Origin of the sequence: Mycolicibacterium lacusdiani (assembly GCF_021916785.1) — a bacterium.
Lineage (GTDB): Bacteria > Actinomycetota > Actinomycetes > Mycobacteriales > Mycobacteriaceae > Mycobacterium > Mycobacterium lacusdiani.
In genome coordinates this window covers 654,259-674,209 of record NZ_JAKCFC010000003.1, presented here as the reverse complement: position 1 = coordinate 674,209, position 19,951 = coordinate 654,259, and the positions used below count along the sequence as shown (strand labels likewise).

Below are 19,951 nucleotides of genomic sequence, written 5' to 3'. Positions count from 1 at the left end.
TTGGGCCGCGCGCCAAGATACTGCGTCTACTCCGGTGTCGCCAAATCAGAAGGTGCTCATCGGCCGAACGCTGTTCGCCAGGTCCACCAGCGCGTACCGGTGTGCTTGCGAGGGAGCCAATCTGGCCAATCCACGCAACGATGCCTCGACGCCGAGTTGCAACCCATGCTCGGTGAACGGGAAGCCAAGAATGTGGTTCGTGCTGGCCTCGTTCTCGGCCAGCCAGTCCATTGCCGTACCCAGGACCAGCGCGCGAATCTGCAGTACGCGCGGCTCGGTCTCGGGCAGTGCCTCGACGCGGCGGGCGGCATCGCGGATCTGCTGCTCGGTCACCTCACTGCCCGAGCGGCCCGACAGCAGCGTCACCGCACTGGTCAGCCGGGCCGTGGTGAAGTGCCTCGACGTCGGCGGCACCTGATCCAGCGTCTTGACGGCGGCCTCGCGTTGGCCGGACGACGACTGTGCCCTCGCCAAGCCGAAACCGGCGGAGATGACGCCGTTGTCGGTGTTCCACACCGTCTTGTAGAAGCCCTGCTCGTCCGAGTCGCCCGAGAGTTCGGCCGTGGCGGCCAGCGCGAGCTTCGGCGCCAGCTCGCCGGGCAGCGTGTCGAGCACGTCGCTGAAGTGCTTGGTCGCGGCGTCGTAGTCCGCCGAGAGTAGTTGCGCCACACCGCGGAACCATGCCAGCCGCCATCGCCAGCCGACCCGCTCGGCGAGGTCGTCGAGCTTGCGGGTGGCCTTCGCGACGTCACCGAGGTCGAGGAGCGCGCGAACCTCCATCAGCGGCAACTCGACGGACTCGGACAGGTCGATGCCCTCACCCGACTCGAGCGTGCCGTGCCGCGCCGCCCGCAGCGAGTCGAGCGTCTGCACCGGCTGGCTCAGCACGGTGGCCGACAGCACCGTCGCGCCGATGTCGGCGGGATCGACCATGGGCACCGGCAGCGCCCGGACGATCTCCTGAGCCGTCAGCTTCTCCGAGTGCACCTGGCCGTCGAGGTACACGTCGGTGTGGGCGACCAGCAGGTCGATGCCGAACGTGGATCGCGACGGGCTGAACACCGTCGACAGGCCCGGCCGCGGCACGCCGGTGTCCTTGGCGACCACCTCGCGGAGCACGCCGAGCAGCTGGCCCGACATCTCCTCGGCGCTGGCGAACCGGCGCCGGGGGTCCGGGTCGGTGGCGCGGTGCAGTAGCCGGCAGAACGAGTCGTATTGCGTGAGAACGGGATCGTCGTCCGGGAGCCCGTCGACGTAGCGGCCGTTGCGGGTCTTGAGGTCGAGGGTCAGCGCGGCCAGGGTGCGGCCGACCGTGTAGACGTCGGTGGCCACCGTCGGGCCCGTCCTGACGATCTCCGGCGCCTGGTAACCCGGTGTTCCATAGAGGAATCCGTAGGAGTTGACCCGCGACACCGCGCCCAGGTCGATCAGCTTCAGCTGCGACTCGGTGAGCATGATGTTCTCGGGCTTGAGGTCGTTGTAGACCAGTCCGCTCGAGTGCAGGAACGCCAGTGCGGGCAGGATCTCCAGCATGTAGCCGATGGCTTGGGACACCGGGAGCTTCTGCCCCTTCGGGGGTTTGAGCGACCGGCCGCCGACGTACTCCATCACGATGTATCCGACCGGGTCGCCGTGCTTGTCGGCGTGCTCGACGAAGTTGAAGATCTTGACGATCGCGGGATGGGTGACCTCGGCGAGGAACTGCCGCTCTGCCATTGCGATCGCCTGCGCCTCGGCGTCGCCGGCGTGCACCAGGCCCTTGAGCACCACCGGACGATCGTTGACGTTGGTGTCGAACGCCAGGTAGATCCAGCCGAGACCGCCGTGGGCGATGCAGCCCTTGATCTCGTACTGGTCGGCCACCATGTCGCCCGGAACCAGTTGCGGCAGGAACGAATACGGGCTCCCGCAGTGCGGGCACCAGCCCTCGGACAGCGCCTCGCCGTCGGACGACGAGCGGCCCACCGGCCTGCCGCAGTTCCAGCAGAACCGCTTGTGCTCGGTGACCACCGGGTTCTTCATCAGGGCTTCGAGCGGATCGCGCTCGTGCACCCTGGGGACCTCGACGAGCCCGCCGCCGAGCCTGCGGGTGGGCGACCAGCGGCGCGTCATCGCGGTCGTCTGGTCGCGCGGCTCGGTCTCGGCGGTATCGACCGACATGCCCACCGAGTCGTCGAAGTTGGGCCGGAACACCGCCTGGGTCGCGGCGGGGCGCATCGTGGCCAGCGAGTCGTGGGCCATCGGATCCGCCGGCTGGGTACCGGGATCGGTGTCCGCGTCGTCTTCGGTCGTCGACATCAGCGCTCGTACCTGGGGGAGGGGGGCGAGGGCGTCGGACCCAGCACGGTGAGCCACTTGCGGTACAGCGTGTTCCACGTGCCGTCGCGCCGGATCCGTTCCAGCGTGCCGTTCACGAACCGGACGAGGTCGTCGTTGTCCTTGCTGATGCCGATGCCGTAGGGCTCCTCGTTCATGCTCGGCCCGATGATGTGCAGGTAGGGATCCTGCGCCACCAGGCCCGCCAGGATCGTGTCGTCGGTGCTGACCGCGTCGACCTGACGCTGCTGCAGCGCCACCAGGCAATCCGCCCACGTCACCGTCTCGACGACCATGGGCGGCGGGTTGATCTCTCGCACCCGTTCCAGCGACGTGGTGCCCTTCACCGCGCACACCCGCCTGCCCGACAGGTCGGACGCCTTGGCGATGGGGGAGTCGCGCGGCGCGAGGATGCGCTGGTTGGCCGACAGGTACTCGGTGGAGAAATTGACCAGCAGCTTGCGCTCACAGGTGATGCTCATGGTCTTCACGACGATGTCGACCTGATTGTTCTGCAGCGCCGCGACGCGGTCGGCCGACGACAGGATGCGGTACTCGACCTGCGACGGGGTGCCGAAGATGTCGCGTGCGACCTCGCCCGCGATGTCCACGTCGAAACCGGTGATCTCGCCGGTGATCGGGTCCCGGAAGCTGAACAGGTTGCTGCCGATGTCGAGGCCGACGATGAGCCTGCCCCGGTTGCGGATGTTCTGCACGGCCTCGTCGGCCTGCGACGTCGTCGGGAACGGGCGCAGGCTCGCCGTGCAGTCGTCTTCCTCCGGCGCGGGCATGCGCGCTGCCTGCGGTGGGGCCTCGACCATGCCCGACGGGGTGGGCGGGGCCAGCGTTACGCCGGGCGTGTCGATCGCCGGGGCGGTCTCGCTGCAGCCGACGAGCGTCACCGCGATGGCCAGACCAGCGAGCAGCTTCCTGACGCTCATCAGCGGTACTCGCTCAGTCGTGGCCACAACCCCAGCGACACCGCGATCGCCGCCATCACGCTCAACGCCGCCGCGCCGACCGTCGCACCCGACAGCACGCGCCGCGCGTTGACGATGTCGCTGCGCAGCTGCTCCCGGCTCTCCGCGATGCCCTTGCTCAGCGCCGCGTCGAGCTTGTCGAACGCCGGCGTGGAGTCGTCCTCGCCGGTGCCCAGCGCCACCTGCGTGGCGGCCTGGTAGTTGCCGACCGCGATGTAGGCGTTGATCCGGTCGTCGGCGGCACGCCAGCGCTGCAGCAGCTGTTCGGCGTCGACGAGGTCGGCCTTGTCGATCGCGTCGTCGCGGTTGAGGTAGGTGGACAGCTGCTGCGCCATGGCGTCGATGCGCTGGTAATAGGACTGCTTGCGCACGCCCTCGTCACCACGCCGAATCAGCGAGAGCGTCTCGTCGGCACGTGCCTGCTGCGCGGTGATGGCCATGGTCGTCACCGTCTTGAGCGACTCGGCCGCGGTGCTCTTGGCGCTGCGGCTGTCCAGGGTCGAGATGATCAGCGCGGTGCCCACCCACACGATCATGATCAGGACCGCGAGCCCGCCCGCCACGAAGCCGATGTTGACCCGCCGCCGCGTGTGCCTGGCGAGCCACCGGTTGGCGAACACGCCGAACAGGATCGTCGCGAGCACCACGAGGATCACCGGTGCGGGAATCCTGGTCGACGCCGTCGTCTCGGTGTCCACCTGCAGCGAGGTCCGCTCGTAGAGCCGTTGCGCGTCGGGCAGGATCTGCGTCTGCATCAAGCCGGAGGCCTCGGACAGATACGACGAGCCGACGGGGTAGCCCGCGCGGTTGTTCGTCCTGGCCGTCTCGACCAGACCGGTGTACACGGCCAACTGGGCGTTGATCCGGCCCAGCAGTTGGACCATGTCCTCGTCGGTCAGTCCGCTCGACGCGCGGGTGACGGCCACGGCCGCGTCGGTGATCGCCTGCTCGTAGCGCTGGCGCACGGGCCGGGGTTCGGCGCCTGCGATGAACGCGGTCGCGGCGGCGGCGTCGGCGACCGACAGCGTCGTGTACAGCTCACCGGCGGCGAAGGCCAGCGGTTCGGTGTGGTCGAGCACGGTGGTGAGCGCCTGCTGGCGGTCGTTGATCGTCGTGGACGTGGCGAAGGCGCAGGCGATGACGAGCGACGACAGCACCAGGCCGATGGTCAGGATGCGACCGGGCGTCGTCCAGAGGAACCACCAGCGCGAATGCGACGGAGTCGTCGGCGACCGCGACGCCAGAGGTTCAGTCGAAGGGTGCGCCAACTCCACAGTCACCTGTGTGCGGACCTCAACTTTCCGGCGGGCGGTTTGAGTCAACCGATTCTATAAAAGAATTCTAAGAGTTGTCGGCGCGACGCGGATGCAATCGGGCGACACCGCCCAACCTCGGGCGTTTCCTATCCTGAATGGGTGCGAGGTGACGGTGACGGCTGGGTGCTGTCGGACAACGGTGGCCATTTCTGGGGCAGACACGGCGCGGCCGGTCTGCTGCTGCGGGCTCCGCAGCCCGATGGACGAGCGGCGGTCCTGCTTCAGCACCGTGCGGTCTGGAGTCATCAGGGCGGCACATGGGGCCTGCCCGGCGGAGCCCGGGACAGCCACGAGACGCCGGAGCAGGCGGCGGTCCGGGAGGCCAACGAGGAGGCGGGTCTGCACGTCGAGCAGCTGACGGTCCGGACGTCGGTCGTCACCTCCGAGGTGCCCGGTCCGGGTGGGCCTGCGTGGACCTACACGACGGTGATCGCCGACGCGCCCGAACTGCTCGACACCACGCCCAACCGCGAGAGCGCCGAACTGCGGTGGGTGGCCGAGGACGACGTCGCCGACCTGCCGCTGCACCCCGGCTTCGCCGCGAGCTGGGACCGGCTGCGCAGCGTCACCGCGACGATCCCGCTGCTCAACGGGAACTGAGTGCTGACTTGAGGGCCGAGGCCGCGGCGGCCGGGTCCTCGGCCGCGGTGATCGCACGCACCACGACCACGCGGGTGGCTCCCGCCTCCAGCACCTCGGGCAGGCGGTCACCGTCGATGCCGCCGATCGCGAACCACGTCTTGTCGCCCGCGGTCGCCGCCGCGGTGCGGACCAGGTCGAGCCCGGGTGCGGTGCGGCCGGGCTTGGTGGGCGTCGGCCAGCACGGACCGACGCAGAAGTAGTCCACCTCGTCCTCGACGGCGGTCGCGACCTGCGCGGCGTCGTGGGTCGAGCGCCCGATCAGCGGTCCGGGGCCGATCACGTCGCGTGCCATCAGCAGTGGGAGGTCGTCCTGGCCGAGGTGCAGCACGTCGGCACCTGCGGCCCGGGCGATGTCGGCGCGGTCGTTGACGGCGAGCAGCGCGCCGTGCCGTCGGGCGGCGTCGCCGAGCACCGCGAGCGCCTCGAGTTCCGCACGCGCCTCGAGCGGGCCGAATCGCTGCTCGCCGGCAGACCCCTTGTCACGGAGCTGAATGACGTCGACGCCGCCGCGCAGCGCCGCGTCGACGAACTCGGCGAGATCGCCGCGCTCACGGCGGGCGTCGGTGCACAGGTAGAGCTGGGCGGACTGCAGTCGCTCACGGGGTCGTCGCACGCATCGAGGGTAAGCTCGAGCCATCATCACGGGAGTCCCGGGAGCGGGACTGAGAGTGGGCGCCGACGTCTCTGGTGGACGTCTCCGGCCCTGACCGTCACACCTGATCCGGGTCATGCCGGCGAAGGGAGCAGCACTCGTGTCATCCTCGGCACCGTCCTCGTCGCTGGGCACGTGCGCCGTCGTCGGCGGCGGCGTCATCGGGCTGTCGGTGGCCAGACGAGCCGCGCTGGACGGGTGGTCCGTGCGCGTCCACCGCACCGGCGAGCACGGTGCGTCGTGGGTCGGTGGCGGAATGATCGCCCCGCACAGCGAGGGCTGGCCCGGTGAGGAAGAGCTGTACCGGATCGGGCTCGAGTCGCTGCGGCTGTGGCACGAGGGCTTCCTCGACGGCCTGCCGCCGGAGGTCGTGACTGCGCGCGAGTCGCTGGTGGTCGCGGTGGACCGCGCCGACGCCCAAGATCTGCGTACCGTCTGCGAGTGGCTCGCCGCCCAGGGCCAGACCGTCACCCCGACGCGGTCGGCCAGGGACGTCGAACCGCTGCTGGCGAGCAACATCAGGCACGGGTTCGTGGCCGAGCACGAACTCGCCGTGGACAACCGCGCGCTCGTCACCGCGCTGGCGCAGGAATGCGAGCGGCTCGGCGTGACGTGGGCGCCCAGGGTCGGGTCCCTCGACGAGACTCGCGATGCGGACGTCACCGTCATCGCCAACGGCATCGATGCTCCAACGCTGTGGCCCGGCCTCGCGATCCGTCCGGTGAAGGGCGAGGTGCTGCGGCTGCGGTGGCGCAAGGGCTGCATGCCGGTGCCGACGCGCGTTATCCGCGCCAGGGTGCACGGCAGGCCGGTGTACCTCGTGCCAAGGCCGGACGGGGTCGTCGTCGGGGCGACCCAGTACGAGCACGGCCGCGATACCGCGCCCACCGTGTCGGGCGTGCGCGATCTGCTCGACGACGCCTGCGAGGTGGTGCCCGCACTCGGCGAGTACGAACTCGCAGAGGCCGCGGCGGGTCTGCGGCCCATGACACCCGACAACGTGCCCCTGGTGGGCAGACTGGACGAACGCACGCTGGTGGCCACGGGTCACGGTCGGTCGGGCTTCCTGCTCGCACCATGGACCGCCGACCGGATCGCCACCGAGCTGAGAGTGGGGGTGCCCGTATGAACGTGACCGTGAACGGCAAGGACGTTCAACTCGACGAGAACGCCACGGTGGCCACGCTGCTGGACACCCTGGGGTTCCCGGACAAGGGCATCGCGGTGGCTCTGGACTGGGCAGTGCTGCCCCGGTCGGAGTGGGACCGCGAGCTGCCCGATGGCGCAAAGGTGGAAGTGGTGACGGCGGTGCAGGGTGGTTGAGATCGACAGCGGCAAGCTGACCATCGCGGGGCGCAGCTTCGGCTCGCGCCTCATCATGGGCACCGGCGGTGCGGCCAACCTCGCCGTGCTGGAGGAGGCGCTGGTCGCGTCCGGCACCGAGTTGACCACGGTGGCGATGCGCCGCGTCGACGCAGAAAGCGGCACCGGGGTGCTCGACCTGCTGAACCGGCTCGGCATCGTGCCGCTGCCCAACACCGCGGGCTGCCGGGGTGCGGCCGAGGCCGTGCTGACGGCTCGGTTGGGGCGCGAGGCGCTCGGCACCGAGTGGGTCAAGCTCGAGGTGATCGCCGACGAGCGCACCCTGCTGCCCGATGCCATCGAATTGGTCCGCGCTGCAGAGGAACTCGTCGACGACGGGTTCGTCGTGCTGCCGTACACCAACGACGACCCGGTGCTCGCGCGGCGCCTCGAGGACGTGGGCTGCGCTGCCGTCATGCCGCTGGGTTCGCCGATCGGCACCGGGCTCGGCATCGCGAACCCGCACCACATCGAGATGATCGTCGACCGCGCTGGCGTGCCGGTGATCCTGGACGCGGGCATCGGTACGGCGAGTGACGCCGCGCTGGCGATGGAACTCGGCTGCGACGCCGTGCTGCTGGCCACCGCCGTGACCCGCGCGTCCGACCCACCGGTGATGGCGGCGGCGATGGCGGCCGCGGTCCAGGCCGGGCGCCTCGCCCGGCAGGCGGGACGCATCCCGAAGCGGTTCTGGGCGCAGGCATCCAGCCCGACCGGCCCGTGACGGGCAGGTACGTCGCGCTCGGATCGTCGATGGCCGCTGGGCCGGGCATCAAGCCGAAGGCACCCGGCGCGCCGTTCGGGTCCGGTCGCTCCGCGGCGAACTATCCGCACCTGGTGGCCCAGCGTCTCGGGCTCACGCTCGTCGACGTCACGTTCTCCGGTGCGACGACCGCGCACGTCCTGCGCGACGAGCAGCGCGGAGCGGCGCCGCAGGTCCAGGCACTCGACGGTTCCGAGGATCTGGTGACGGTGACGATCGGCGGCAACGACGTCGGCTACGTGCCGTACCTGATGGCGGCGGGCTTGCCGCGTTTCGCGTCGTCGATACCCGTGCTCGGGCGCACGGTGCGGGAGATGCTCGACCCCGCCAATCGCGATGCGGCGCTCACCGAGGTCGGCGCGTCGCTGCGCGCCGTCGGCCAGGAGGTGCGCAGGCGCGCGCCCCAGGCGCGGGTCTTCTTCGTCGACTACCTCGTGCTGCTGCCTCCGGCCGGCTCGCCCGCAGCGCCGCTGTCGCAGGCCGAGACCGATACCGGGCGGCGCATCGCCGACACGCTCGAACGGCTCACCATGACCGCGGCCGCCGAGACCGGCTGCGAGGTCATCGGTGCGGCCGAGGCCAGCCGCGGCCATCACGCGTGGTCAGCCGACCCGTGGACCACCCGGCCCGGCCTGCCGCTGCCCGGACGGCCCGCACCGTTGCACCCCAACGCGGCGGGCATGCGCGCCGTCGCGGACCTGATCGTGGCCCGGATCGGCTGAGATCATCGACACCGTGATCGAACTCGTCGGGCTGACCAAGGTGTACGGCCGGACCCGCGCCGTCGACGATCTCACCGTCTCGATCGAACCGGGCGTCGTGACCGGGTTCCTCGGGCCCAACGGGGCGGGCAAGACCACCACGATGCGGATGATCCTCGGCCTCGACCGCCCGACGTCCGGCACGGCGACCATCGGTGGCAAGCAGTACCGCCAGCTGACCGATCCGCTGCGGAAGGTCGGCGCCCTGCTCGACGCCAAGCAGGTGCACCCCGGCAGGTCGGCACGTGACCACCTGCGCTGGATCGCCGCGTCCAACCGCATCCCGGTCACCCGAGTCGACGAGGTGCTCGAGATCGTCGGGCTGGACTCGGTGGGCGACAAGCACGCGGGGGCGCTGTCGCTCGGCATGGGGCAGCGACTGGGCATCGCCGCCGCGCTGCTGGGTGATCCGCCGGTGTTGCTGTTCGACGAGCCGGTCAACGGTCTCGATCCGGAAGGCATCCGATGGGTGCGAACCCTGATGCGGGCGTTGGCCGCCGAGGGGCGCACGGTGTTCGTGTCGAGCCACCTGCTCGCCGAGATGGCCAACACCGCCGACCGGCTGGTGGTGATCGGCCGCGGGAAGCTGATCGCCTCGACGACGGTCGCCGACTTCGTCTCGGGTTCCGGCGCCGCCGCGGTGCGGGTGCGCAGTCCGCGGCTGGACGCCCTTGCCGAACTGCTGACCGCCGCGGGGATCGACGCGAGCCTGGAGCCCGACGGTCTGGCGCTCGCGGTGCGGGGTGCGGCCATCGAGGTCGTCGGAGAACTGGCCGCGCGCAACGCGATCACGCTGCACGAGCTGAGCACGCAGCGCGCCTCGCTGGAAGAGGCCTATCTGAAACTCACCGACGACGACGTCGAGTACCGGACGGTGGATCGATGACTGCCCTGGCCACGCTGAATGCCGAGCGGATCAAGCTCACCACCATCCGGTCGCCGCTGTGGTCGGCCCTGGCCGCGGCGGTGCTGAGCCTCGCGGTGGGCGTGCTGCAGGGGGCGACGGCGTACGGCGCTGCGGGTCTGGCGCCGTCGCAGGCGGCGATGGGCGTCGCCGTGTTCGGCGTGCCGCTGCTGATGGTGGTGTCGGCGATGACCGTGACCGGGGAGTACCGCACCGGAACCATCCGGACCACGTTCGCAGGCACGCCGAATCGGACGCTGGTGCTGGCGGCGAAAGCGCTTGTGGCGGCCGGGTTCTCCGCCGTCTGTACGGCGGTGCTGACGGTCGCCGCGGTGGTGTTGGCGCGGCTGGCGGCCGACCCGCTGCTCGGAGCCCAGCTCTCGCTGGCCCGGGCGCAGGTCTGGGGTCTGGTCGTCGCGCTCGCCGTGTTCGCCGGTGTCGCCGCCGTGCTGGGCGTGGCCGTCGGGGCGCTGCTGCGGCACGCGGCGGGTGCGGTGGCGGTGCTGCTGCTGTGGCCGCTGGTCGTCGAGCCGATCGTGGCCAACCTGCCGAGTCTCGGCGCGCGCGTCGGCCCGTGGCTACCGTTCAACAACGCGTTCGTCTTCACCGACGTGCAGTGGCTGTACTCCAGCTACGACATGCCGTGGGGGCCGTTCGGGTCGCTGGTGTACTTCGTCCTGGTGGTCGCCGCGGTCTTCGTCGCCGCCACCGTCGTGGTGAACAGGCGCGACGCGTGACTAACGTGGGAAGCATGCGGCGGACATCTCGAACGGCACTCCTGACCCTGACGGTGGCGACGACGGTGCTGGCGGGATGCGGGCAGTCGTCGAACCCGCAGGCGTCGTCGAGCGCCCCGCCCGCGCAGGCCGCGCCGGCCGTGGACTTCGCCGTCGAGCAGCAGAACAAGCTGACCGTCGATGCGATGATGGCGCACCTCGGCAAGCTGCAGGAGATCGCCAACGCCAACGACGGCAACCGCGCGCTCGGTACCCAGGGTTATGCCGCGAGCGTCGACTACGTGGCGGGCGTGTTGCGGGACAAGGGTTTCGACGTCACGACCGACGAGTTCGACGTGCGGTTGCCGTTCGCCGACGAACCCTCGCTGTCGGTGGGCGGGACGGGCGTGAAGGCCTCGCCGCTGAACTACACGATCGGCACCCCGCCCGCAGGCGTCAACGGCCCGCTGCTGCCCGCCCGCATCGACGAGACGCCGGGATGCGCGCCCGCCGACTACGAGGGACTGAACGTTCGGGACTCCATCGTGCTCGTGGACCGGGGTGCGTGCCCGTTCGGTGACAAGCAGAAGGTGGCCGCGGACCTCGGTGCCGTCGCGATGATCGTCGTCAACAACGTCGACGGTGACGAGAGCATCGGCGCCACGCTGGGCGCCACCACCGACGTCAAGATTCCGGTCGTCGGCGTCACGAAGGCCGAGGGCGCCCGGCTGCGCGCGAACCCCGCGAACACGACGCTCCAGATGAATGCAGGCGTCCGCATCGAGAAGACCCGCAACGTCGTGGCGCAGACCAAGACCGGTGACACCTCGAACGTCGTCATGGCGGGAGCCCACCTGGATTCGGTGCGCGAGGGACCGGGCATCAACGACAACGGCACCGGCGTGGCCGCGGTGCTCGAAACCGCCGTGCAGCTGGGTAGTTCGCCGCCTACGCGCAACGCCGTGCGGTTCGCCTTCTGGGGTGCGGAGGAAGAGGGCCTCGTCGGTTCGACGAAGTACGTCGAGGGCCTCGACGTCGAGGCGCTCAAGGACATCGCGCTGTACCTGAACTTCGACATGCTCGGCTCCCCGAATCCCGGCTACTTCACCTACGACGGTGACCAGTCGGCGCCTCCGACCCCGGCCGTGCCGCGGGTGCCGGAGGGGTCGGCGGGCATCGAGCGGACGCTGGCCGACTACCTCGACGATGCGGGAAAGCCCGCGCAGGACACCGACTTCAACGGCCGCTCGGACTACGACGCGTTCACCCAGGCGGGCATCCCCGCAGGCGGGTTGTTCGCAGGCGCCGAGGACAACAAGTCCGTCGAGCAGGCCGACCTGTGGGGTGGGCAGGGCGACAAGCCGTTCGACCCGAACTACCACAAGGCCGGTGACACCATCGAGAACATCGACCGCACGGCGCTGGAGATCCAGGGACGTGGCGTCGCGTACGCCATCGGCCTCTACGCACAGGACGAATCGGGCCGCAACGGCGTCCCGCCTCGCGAGGACCGCACGCGGCACGTGGTGAAGGAACAGTGAAGGTCGTCGCGTGCGTGGCAGTCCTGGCGCTGGTGATCGCGGGATGTACGACACAGCGCGTCGCCGAGCCGCCCGTCGACCTGGCCGGTGATCTCGCCGACGAGGTGACGATCGATGGGATGTACACCCACCTGGAGCGTCTGACCGACGTCGCGAACGCCCACGACGGCAGCAGGGCCGACGGCACCCCGGGCTACGACGCGAGCATCGACTATGTCGCAGGCGTATTGCGGGACAACGGGTTCGACGTGCAGACTCCCGAATTCGAGCGGATGGTCCTCGCGTCGCAGGGCAAGCCGACGCTGGCCGTGGGAGGCAGGAGCTACCCGGTCGACCAGGCGTCGCTGCTGACCCAGACGCCGCGTGGCGGGCTCAGTGCCCAGACGCTGCGGCCCCGCAGGTCCGCCGGATGCAATGCGGCCGACTACGGCAATGCGAACGTGCGCGGTGCGCTTGCCGTCGTCGACGACACCGGGTGCTCGGTGGTGGACAAGCAGAAGACTGCCACCGCGGCGGGTGCGGTCGGGGTCCTCGTCGTCAGCGACTCCGGACGGCCCGGTCTGTTCACTCCCGGCTACTACCAGCAGCTCAAGGCGCCGGTGGCGGTGATCGGCAGGGACGTCGACGCGCAAATTCGCCGCACGTCGGCGCCGGTCCGCCTGGTCCTCGACGCCAGAGCGGCCACGGTGACCTCGCGAAACGTGTTGGCACAGACCAAGACCGGTGACACCGGCCGTGTGATCATGGCGGGCGCGCGGCTCGACTCGGGGCCCGACAGCCCCGGCATCAACGACGACGGTTCGGGGGTCGCTGCGCTGCTGGAGACGGCAGCCCGGCTCGGCTCGTCACCCGACGTCGCGAACGCCGTGCGATTCGCGTTCTGGGGTGCGGGTGCGGCCGGGCAGGAGGGGTCGTCGAAGTACGTGGCAGGGCTCGGGGCCGACGGCGTGAAAGACGTTGCGCTGTATCTCAACGTCGAGCCGATCGGGTCGGTCAACGCGGGCTACTTCACCTACGACGGGGACCAGTCCGGCCAACCCAATCCGCAGGTGCCCGCCGCGTCGGTGCCCGGGGGATCGGCGGGGATCGAGCGCACGCTGGCCGGGTACCTGAACCTGGCGGGCAAGCGACCCGCCGATCAACCCCTGGGCCGCTCGGGCGATTACGCGCCATTCATGGCGGCGGGTGTGCCGATCGGCGGCCTGACGACGGGCACCACGGGACGCAAGACCGAGGTGCAGGCGCGGCTGTGGGGCGGTCAGGCCGGGCGGCCGTTCGACCCCAACACCCGGACCGCGCGCGACACGATCGTCAACGTCGACCGCGACACGCTCGGGATCACCGGCCCGGCCGTGGCTTTCGCGATCGGCACGTACGCCCATTCGGTCGAGGGCCCCAACGGCTTGCCGCCGCGCAGCTGAGTCAGCCGCGCAGGCGCACCGACAGGCACGTCACACAGCCCTCGAGCTTCTCGTACTCCGAGATGTCCACGGCCACCACGCGGTAACCGCGCCGATCGAACAGTTCGGCGGTGGCCGGTGCGGCCGACGACATCAGCAGGGCACCGTCGCCAAGCAGCACGACGTGGGAGCCGGGTTCCTCGGGCACCGGGAGGAAGCGATCGCCCCAGACCGTGGGGTCGTCGACGAGCGGTTCGTAGCCGATCACGGTGCCGTCGGGGAGTGCGGTGACGGCCGACTTGAGGTGCAGCACCTTCGTCAGCGGTACGGGTATGACGTGTGCGCCCAGTGGCTCGAGGTGGGCCGCGAGTTGCCGCGCGCCGTCGGCGTTCGTCCGCCCGCCCACGCCGACCCAGACTCTGCCGCCGTGCTTGAGGACGTCGCCGCCGTCGAGGGTGCCGGGTGCTTCGATGTGGGCGATCCGGTAGCCCCGAGCGCGCACGGCGTCCTCGGCCGCCGCGGTCTCGGGCTTGCGTTCGTCGGCCCCTGGCCGGCTGATGACGGCGAGGTCGCCGTAGACCACCATGGTGTCCTCGACGAACGCCGAGTCGGGGCACTCGGGTGCCGGGGCGACCTCGTGGGTGGTCCAGCCCGCGTCGTGCAATGCCTCGACGTAACCGTCCCATTGGCGTTGCGCGAGTTCGACGTCCACGTGCTCGCTGCGGTCGATGTGGGTGACGAGGCCATCGGCGAGGCGGGGCGAGGGACGACGAACGAGGGCGTGACGACCGTGCATTGGATCATGGTGCCACTTGTCGGCGGTCGTCTCAGGACTGTCACCGATGTCCTGAGACATCCCGCGATTCGTCGGACCGAGGTGGCATACTCGAACACGTGTTCGACATGCTCGACTTCGACCCTGCCACGGTGGACGAGGCCGGCCTGATCGACCGCATCACCGAGTTGGAACGGCTCAAGTCCGCCGCCGCGGCCGCACAGGCCCGGATGACCGCCGCGCTGGACGTGATGCGCCGCAGCGCCGAAGCCGACGCCGGCATCCCACTGCGCAAGCGCGGCCAGGGCCTCGCCTCCGAGGTGGGTCTGGCCAGGCGCGAGTCACCGAAGCAGGGTGGTCGCCACCTTGGGTTCGCCCGCGCCCTGGTCCACGAAATGCCCCACACCCTGGCCGCCCTGGAATCCGGGATGCTCTCGGAGTGGCGGGCGACGCTGCTCGTAAAGGAATCCGCCTGCCTCGAGGTCGAGGACCGCCGCACCCTGGATGCCGAGATGTGCGCCGACCCGGAAACGCTGGTGGGCAAGGGCGACAAGCGGATCACAGCCGACGCCATGGCGATCGCCTACCGCCTCGACCCGCACGCCGTGGTCGAACGCGCCCGCAAGGCAGAGAAGGACCGATGCGTCAGCGTCCGGCCCGCCGCCGACGCCATGGCCTGGGTGAGCATCCTGCTCCCCGTCGCCCAGGGGGTGTCGTTCTATGCCGCCCTGAAGCGGGCCGCTGACACCACGTGTGATGGGCGCAGCCGCGGCCAGGTCATGGCCGACACCGCCGTCGAACGCATCACCGGCCGCCCCGCCGACGCCCCCGTCCCGGTCACCGTCGATCTGGTGATCACCGACGAAACCCTGCTCGGCGGGGACACCGAACCCGCCCGCATCCCCGGCTACGGACCCATCCCCGCAGCCGTCGCACGCCACCTCATCTCCGACACGGTTGGTGACGACCGCTCCCGCGCCACCCTGCGCCGCCTCTACCGCCACCCCAAGACCGGAACGCTGGTGACCATGGAATCCCGCGCCCGACGATTCCCGAAGGCATTGGCCGCGTTCATCGCGCTCCGCGACGACACCTGCCGAACCCCCTACTGCAACGCCCCCATCCGTCACACCGACCACGCCCAACCCAACGCACGCGGCGGACCCACCACCGCACTCAACGGCAACGGCATGTGCGAAGCCTGCAACTACGCCAAGGAAGCACCCCGCTGGCGCGTCCGCACCCACCACGACGGCGGTTGTCATACAACCGAATTCACCACACCCACCGGCACCACCTATACCGGCAAGGCCCCACCGCTACCCGGCCGCAACAGCGAACACGTCACCAGCATCGACGTCGCACGCTTCCGAGTCGTGTTCCGCCGCGCCGCCTAGGCACGCCTCACGGCTGGAACGGGCTGGTGTCTCCGGCGGGCTCGTCCTTCGACCGGGCTTGAGTGGCCCTGTCTGCGTCCAGCTCGTCGCGATCGCGGCTACGGAAGCCGAGCAGCTTCATGCCGTGGTAGATGATCAGCGCCGCAATCGATCCCAGCGCGATGCCGGTGAACGTCAGATCACCGACGACCCAGGTGAAGTCGGCGATGCCGATGATGAGGGGAATGGCCGCGGTCATCTGATTGATCGGCAGGCTGAAGTCCACGTGGTTGGTCAGCCAAATCCGGATGCCCAGCACGCCGACCAACCCGTACAGCACGATCGTCGCGCCGCCCAGCACGCCCGGCGGGATCGCGGAGATCAGCGCGCCGATCTTCGGGCACATCGCCAGCACGATGGCCACGATCGCGGCCACCCAGTACGCGGCCGTCGAGTAGATCCGCGTCGCGGCCATCACCCCAATGTTCTCGGCATAGGTGGTGGTCGCCGATCCGCCGCCGAAGCCCGCCAGCGTTGTCGCGACACCATCGGCGGCGATCGCACGCCCCATCAGCGGATCGGTGTCGGTGTCGGTCATCTGTCCCACCGACTTCACGTGCCCGATGTTCTCGGCGATCAGTGCGATGACGGCAGGCAGGAACAGCGGCAGCACTGCCAGCGAGAAGGTGGGCGTCTGGAAGTCGGGCAGACCGACCCACGCCGCCGCCTCGATCGCTGCGCGCGCCTCCTCGTCGACGTCACCAAGCAGCCACGCCAGCACGTACCCGAGCACCACCGCCAGGAAAATCGCCAGACGGCCGATGATGCCGCGGAAGAACGCCAGCGTCGCCACCAGCAGCACCAGCGTGACGAGCCCGACCACCGGACCCTTCTCGAAGTTGCTCTTCGCCGCAGGTGCGAGGTTGAAGCCGATCAGGGCGACGACGGCACCCGTCACCACCGGCGGCAGTGCGGCATTCAGCCAGCGCGTGCCCGTCAGGTGCACGGCCACGCCGATCGCCACCAGCACCAGGCCCAGCGCCACCAATCCGCCGAGTGCCCCCGCCGCGCCGTTTGAGCCCATTGCCGCGACCACCGGCGAGATGACCGCGAAGCTCGACCCGAGATAGCTGGGCAGCCGGTTGCCGGTGATGATCAGGAAGAGGATCGTCCCGATGCCGGAGAACAGCAGCGTCGTCGCCGGCGGGAAGCCCGTCAGCACCGGCACCAGGAACGTCGCGCCGAACATCGCGACGACGTGCTGGGCGCCGATTCCGATCGTCCGCGGCCAGCTCAGCCGTTCATCGGGCGCGACCACCGCCGCGTCTCGGGCAACCGGCTTCCAGGCGAAAGTGTTCACGATCTGGAACTACACACCATGTCGCGCGCGAGCGCACGCCGATCAGCGGTTCGCGTCCGACGCGCGGCTTCGCACCAGGTAGGCCACCGCACCGAGCGCGACGACGGCCATACCGGCCAGCACCGACGTGAACGGCAGTGCGAAGGCCAGCACCAGGCACCCGATGAGCCCGATCACCGGGATCGTCTTGCGGCCCAACGTGTATGCCGACGCGTTGGCGATCGCGTAGTAGACCAGGACCGCGAAGGACGAGAACCCGATCGCGTCGCGGACGTCGGCGACCGCGGCGATCACTGCCACCACCACGCCGACCGCGATCTCGGCGCGGTACGGGCTGTCGAACCGCGGGTGCACCGCGGTCAACGCCGTGGGCAGGTGACGGTCGCGAGCCATGGCCAACGTCGTCCTCGACACGCCGAGGATCAGCGCGAGCAGTGATCCCGTCGCCGCCACGACTGCGCCCACCCGCACGACGGGGACCAGGCCTGGGTGGCCTGCCGCGGTCACGGCGTCCGCCAATGGCGCGGTCGCCGACGCCAACGTCTCACTACCCAGTTCGGAAAGCACCGCGACGGCCACGATGGCGTACACCGCCAACGCGATGCCCAGCGCGACGATGATCGCCCGCGGGATGGCGCGTTCGGGGTCGCGGACCTCCTCGCCGAGGGTCGCGATCCGCGCATAGCCGGCGAATGCGAAGAAGAGCAGGCCCGCCGACTGCAGAATCCCCGCGGCGCCGGCGTCGAAGTCGACCGCCAGGTGGTCGGCGTCGAGGCCGCTCGAGCCGACGACCGCGACGACCACGACGGCGAGGATGACCAGGACCACCGCCACGATCACCCGCGTGACCATCGCCGACTTCTGCACACCCACCACGTTCAGCACGGTCAGAGCGAGAACCGTCGCGACGGCCACCGCGTTGGCGTGCGACGGCCACGCGTAATAGCCGACGGTCAGCGCCATCGCGGCGCACGACGCTGTCTTGCCGACGACGAAGCTCCACCCGGCCGTGTAACCCCAGAACGGGCCTAGGCGCTCACGCCCGTAGACGTACGTGCCGCCTGACTCCGGGTACAGCGCCGCGAGCCGCGCCGACGACCTGGCGTTGCAGTAGGCGACCACCGCGGCGACGGCCAGGCCGACCAGCAGTGCACTACCCGCGGCGCCTGCCGCGGGTGCGAGAACCACGAAGATGCCCGCGCCGAGCATTGCGCCCAGGCCCACCGCCACCGCGTCGAAGGTGCCGAGGGTCCGCTTCATCGGTGCGTGTTCTGGCGTGATCACGCGGCGATGGTACGGGTGCTCGGTTACGAGTCAGCGATTGCGAACGACGTTCACCGCGAGGTACGCGCCGTAGCCGACCAGACCCACCAGGGCGAGCTTGCGGGTCTGCGGCACGGCCAGGCCGAGCCCGATCGCGGTCTCCAGGCTGCCGTTGATCTTGATGGCCTTGGCGGTGTCGTCCGGGAACGGGCCCTTGGTGATGGACTCGAACAACTCGGGCTTGATGAAGTGTGCGACTCCGGCGCCTGCGACGGCCAGTCCGGCGATGGTCGCAGCCTTCGAATTCTGTTCGGGCACGTGAATCCTCTTTCGTCTATGCGATGCGGTAGTCGCTGAGCGGGAACTCGGATGCTTCCCGGATCGCGGTCTCGGTGGTGGTGGGCCGCAGCAGGGTCGGCTCACCCGCGGGGTTGTAATAGTAGGACCGCGCGCTCGCGCAATTGCCGAGCGTGAACAGCGAGTCGCCGAGCAGCTCGGTCATGCGGTCGAGGTAGCGGGTGTTGGCTTCCTCGGTGACCTCGAACGTCGTTGCGCCGCGGCGCTTCACCTCCGAGAACAGGCGCTCCATCAGCCGCATCTGGTACTCCATCGTGTTGAAGAAGTTCAACCCGAGGAAGGCGTACGGACTGGCGAGGCTGAGGTAGTTGGGGAAGTACGGCATCGACACGCCCTGGTAGGCCTGGAACCGCGTCTCGCGCCACCACTTCCCGAGGTTGCGGCCGTCGCGGCCGATCACCTCGATGGCGGGGAAGTTGGCCTCCCACAGGTCGAATCCGGTGGCCAGCACCAGGGTGTCGATGACGTTCTTGGTGCCGTCCTTGCCGACGATCCCGTCGGACTGCACGTGATCGATGCCGACGTCCTGCAGGTGGACGTTGTCCCTCGTGAAGGCGCGATAGAAGCCGTTGCTGAAAGTGGGTCGTTTGCAACCGAAGTCGTAGTCGGGAGTGAGTCTGCGGCGCAGCTCCTTGTCCCTGATGACCACGAAGCGGTGCAGCTTCGACAGGTCGGCGGCCGAGATGTTGAACCGCCCCTTGAACGTCTTGAAGTGCACTACGCCGACCGACACCATCACCTCGTAGACGGAGTCGGTGAACCACCGCAGCGCCCGCTGCGTGAACGGGAACCGCTTGAACACGCGCTTCGCACGCTCGCCGAAGCGCAGGTCGATCTTCGGGACCACCCAGATCGGCGTGCGCTGGTACACGGTCAGGTCGGCGGCACGCTTGGCCAGCTCCGGGATGAGCTGCACGGCGGTGGCGCCCGTGCCGATCACCGCAATGCGGCGACCAGTGGGATCGAAGTCGTCCTCCCACTCGGTGGTGTGGATGACCTTGCCGTCGAAGTCGTGGATACCCGGGATGTCGGGCACCTTGGGCTGGGACAGGAAGCCCGTCGCGGTGAACAGGTAACGCCCGCTGACGGTCTCGCCGTCGCGCAGGGCGACGCGCCACGCCTGGGCCTCCTCGTCCCACCGCGCGCCCTCGACGCTGACGTTGAAACGCATGTGCTTGCGCACGTCGTACTTGTCGGCGACGTCGTCGGCGTACCGCTTGATCTCGGGCCCTGGCGTGAACAGGCGCGACCAGTTCGGGTTGGGCTCGAAGTAGTACGAGTACGTCGTGGTGGGGACGTCGACGGCCAGTCCGGGGTAGTGGTTGACGTACCACGTACCGCCGAGGTCGTCCTCCCGCTCGAGGATGACGAAGTCCTCGATGCCGAGGCGCTTGAGCTGGATGGCAGCGCCGATGCCCGCGAATCCGGCACCCACGATGACCGCGTCGAACAGCTTCTCAGTCATGA

Annotated in this window: 18 protein-coding genes and 1 pseudogene; 10 read left to right on the top strand and 9 right to left on the bottom strand. The window is 69.7% G+C overall.

What is annotated here, in order from left to right; genetic code table 11:
• Positions 1-45 precede the first annotated feature (45 nt).
• Genes LOK44_RS12985 through glnX form a run of 3 tightly spaced genes read right to left on the bottom strand, consistent with a single transcriptional unit; the run spans position 46 to position 4,576 of the window.
• Positions 46-2,298, bottom strand: coding sequence for a serine/threonine-protein kinase PknG (locus tag LOK44_RS12985; RefSeq protein WP_237570363.1), 2,253 nt, complete (start codon positions 2,296-2,298; stop codon positions 46-48).
• A complete protein-coding gene (locus LOK44_RS12980; protein WP_237570361.1) occupies positions 2,298-3,257 on the bottom strand; it encodes a glutamate ABC transporter substrate-binding protein in 960 nt (319 codons plus the stop codon). Before LOK44_RS12980 ends, LOK44_RS12985 begins: the two co-directional genes overlap by 1 nt.
• Complete coding sequence (gene glnX / locus LOK44_RS12975) at positions 3,257-4,576, bottom strand: protein kinase G-activating protein GlnX (RefSeq protein ID WP_237570359.1); 1,320 nt, start codon at positions 4,574-4,576, stop codon at positions 3,257-3,259. The genes LOK44_RS12980 and glnX overlap by 1 nt, the downstream gene beginning before the upstream one ends.
• Before the next feature lie 135 nt (positions 4,577-4,711).
• Here glnX and LOK44_RS12970 point away from each other — a divergent pair.
• A pseudogene (locus LOK44_RS12970) lies at positions 4,712-5,209 on the top strand (NUDIX hydrolase); the annotation flags it as partial.
• Here the strand turns inward: LOK44_RS12970 and thiE are convergent.
• Positions 5,199-5,891, bottom strand: coding sequence for a thiamine phosphate synthase (thiE, locus tag LOK44_RS12965; RefSeq protein ID WP_237570357.1), 693 nt, complete (start codon positions 5,889-5,891; stop codon positions 5,199-5,201). The pseudogene LOK44_RS12970 and the gene thiE sit on opposite strands and share 11 nt — an antisense overlap.
• Before the next feature lie 91 nt (positions 5,892-5,982).
• Between thiE and thiO the strand changes: the two genes are divergently transcribed.
• From thiO to LOK44_RS12925, 8 genes are read left to right on the top strand one after another with little or no spacing between them, the layout of a single operon-like run.
• Positions 5,983-7,035, top strand: a complete 1,053-nt coding sequence (thiO, locus tag LOK44_RS12960) for a glycine oxidase ThiO (protein WP_372481232.1) — start codon at positions 5,983-5,985, stop codon at positions 7,033-7,035.
• Positions 7,032-7,229: a sulfur carrier protein ThiS gene (thiS, locus tag LOK44_RS12955; RefSeq protein WP_237570355.1), complete on the top strand. Its 198-nt coding sequence runs from the start codon at positions 7,032-7,034 to the stop codon at positions 7,227-7,229. The genes thiO and thiS overlap by 4 nt, the downstream gene beginning before the upstream one ends.
• 1 nt (position 7,230) lies before the next feature.
• Positions 7,231-7,992 (top strand): thiazole synthase, encoded by a 762-nt coding sequence (locus LOK44_RS12950; RefSeq protein ID WP_308192744.1) that lies wholly within the window; start codon positions 7,231-7,233, stop codon positions 7,990-7,992.
• Positions 7,989-8,753, top strand: coding sequence for an SGNH/GDSL hydrolase family protein (locus tag LOK44_RS12945; RefSeq protein WP_308192737.1), 765 nt, complete (start codon positions 7,989-7,991; stop codon positions 8,751-8,753). The genes LOK44_RS12950 and LOK44_RS12945 overlap by 4 nt, the downstream gene beginning before the upstream one ends.
• Positions 8,754-8,766: 13 nt before the next feature.
• Positions 8,767-9,678, top strand: coding sequence for an ABC transporter ATP-binding protein (locus LOK44_RS12940; protein ID WP_237570354.1), 912 nt, complete (start codon positions 8,767-8,769; stop codon positions 9,676-9,678).
• On the top strand, positions 9,675-10,433 hold the full coding sequence (locus tag LOK44_RS12935; protein WP_237570353.1) for an ABC transporter permease: 759 nt from the start codon (positions 9,675-9,677) through the stop codon (positions 10,431-10,433). The genes LOK44_RS12940 and LOK44_RS12935 overlap by 4 nt, the downstream gene beginning before the upstream one ends.
• Before the next feature lie 14 nt (positions 10,434-10,447).
• Positions 10,448-11,953, top strand: coding sequence for a M28 family metallopeptidase (locus tag LOK44_RS12930; protein WP_237570352.1), 1,506 nt, complete (start codon positions 10,448-10,450; stop codon positions 11,951-11,953).
• Positions 11,950-13,374: a M28 family peptidase gene (locus LOK44_RS12925; protein WP_237570351.1), complete on the top strand. Its 1,425-nt coding sequence runs from the start codon at positions 11,950-11,952 to the stop codon at positions 13,372-13,374. Before LOK44_RS12930 ends, LOK44_RS12925 begins: the two co-directional genes overlap by 4 nt.
• Position 13,375: 1 nt before the next feature.
• Here LOK44_RS12925 and ddaH read toward each other — a convergent pair whose 3' ends face one another.
• Entirely contained in the window at positions 13,376-14,149 is a 774-nt protein-coding gene (gene ddaH / locus LOK44_RS12920) for a dimethylargininase (protein ID WP_237570350.1), read from the bottom strand.
• A gap of 107 nt (positions 14,150-14,256) precedes the next feature.
• Between ddaH and LOK44_RS12915 the strand changes: the two genes are divergently transcribed.
• Positions 14,257-15,525, top strand: coding sequence for an HNH endonuclease (locus LOK44_RS12915; RefSeq protein WP_249783499.1), 1,269 nt, complete (start codon positions 14,257-14,259; stop codon positions 15,523-15,525).
• Between the two features lie 7 nt (positions 15,526-15,532).
• On the opposite strand, the gene LOK44_RS12910 is transcribed toward LOK44_RS12915, so the two are convergent.
• The 4 genes from LOK44_RS12910 to LOK44_RS12895 are packed head-to-tail and all read right to left on the bottom strand — an operon-like array spanning position 15,533 to position 19,949.
• Positions 15,533-16,864 carry a uracil-xanthine permease family protein gene (locus LOK44_RS12910; RefSeq protein ID WP_237570348.1) on the bottom strand — a complete coding sequence of 444 codons (1,332 nt, stop codon included), beginning with the start codon at positions 16,862-16,864 and terminating at the stop codon, positions 15,533-15,535.
• Between the two features lie 42 nt (positions 16,865-16,906).
• The gene (locus LOK44_RS12905; protein WP_237570615.1) at positions 16,907-18,124 is read right to left on the bottom strand and encodes an APC family permease; all 1,218 of its coding nucleotides are present in this window, start codon (positions 18,122-18,124) and stop codon (positions 16,907-16,909) included.
• Positions 18,125-18,178: 54 nt separating this feature from the next.
• Positions 18,179-18,445: a DoxX-related protein gene (locus LOK44_RS12900; RefSeq protein ID WP_237570347.1), complete on the bottom strand. Its 267-nt coding sequence runs from the start codon at positions 18,443-18,445 to the stop codon at positions 18,179-18,181.
• A 16-nt stretch (positions 18,446-18,461) separates the two neighbouring features.
• Positions 18,462-19,949: a flavin-containing monooxygenase gene (locus LOK44_RS12895; protein WP_237570346.1), complete on the bottom strand. Its 1,488-nt coding sequence runs from the start codon at positions 19,947-19,949 to the stop codon at positions 18,462-18,464.
• Between the last annotated feature and the right edge of the window lie 2 nt (positions 19,950-19,951).

Coding starts and splice junctions, on each gene's coding strand:
- LOK44_RS12985 (WP_237570363.1), bottom strand. CDS start 2,298: ATGTCGACGACCGAAGACGACGCGGACACCGATCCCGGTACCCAGCCG.
- LOK44_RS12980 (WP_237570361.1), bottom strand. CDS start 3,257: ATGAGCGTCAGGAAGCTGCTCGCTGGTCTGGCCATCGCGGTGACGCTC.
- thiE (WP_237570357.1), bottom strand. CDS start 5,891: ATGGCTCGAGCTTACCCTCGATGCGTGCGACGACCCCGTGAGCGACTG.
- thiO (WP_372481232.1), top strand. CDS start 5,983: ATGCCGGCGAAGGGAGCAGCACTCGTGTCATCCTCGGCACCGTCCTCG.
- thiS (WP_237570355.1), top strand. CDS start 7,032: ATGAACGTGACCGTGAACGGCAAGGACGTTCAACTCGACGAGAACGCC.
- LOK44_RS12935 (WP_237570353.1), top strand. CDS start 9,675: ATGACTGCCCTGGCCACGCTGAATGCCGAGCGGATCAAGCTCACCACC.
- LOK44_RS12930 (WP_237570352.1), top strand. CDS start 10,448: ATGCGGCGGACATCTCGAACGGCACTCCTGACCCTGACGGTGGCGACG.
- ddaH (WP_237570350.1), bottom strand. CDS start 14,149: ATGCACGGTCGTCACGCCCTCGTTCGTCGTCCCTCGCCCCGCCTCGCC.
- LOK44_RS12915 (WP_249783499.1), top strand. CDS start 14,257: ATGCTCGACTTCGACCCTGCCACGGTGGACGAGGCCGGCCTGATCGAC.
- LOK44_RS12905 (WP_237570615.1), bottom strand. CDS start 18,124: ATGAAGCGGACCCTCGGCACCTTCGACGCGGTGGCGGTGGGCCTGGGC.
- LOK44_RS12895 (WP_237570346.1), bottom strand. CDS start 19,949: ATGACTGAGAAGCTGTTCGACGCGGTCATCGTGGGTGCCGGATTCGCG.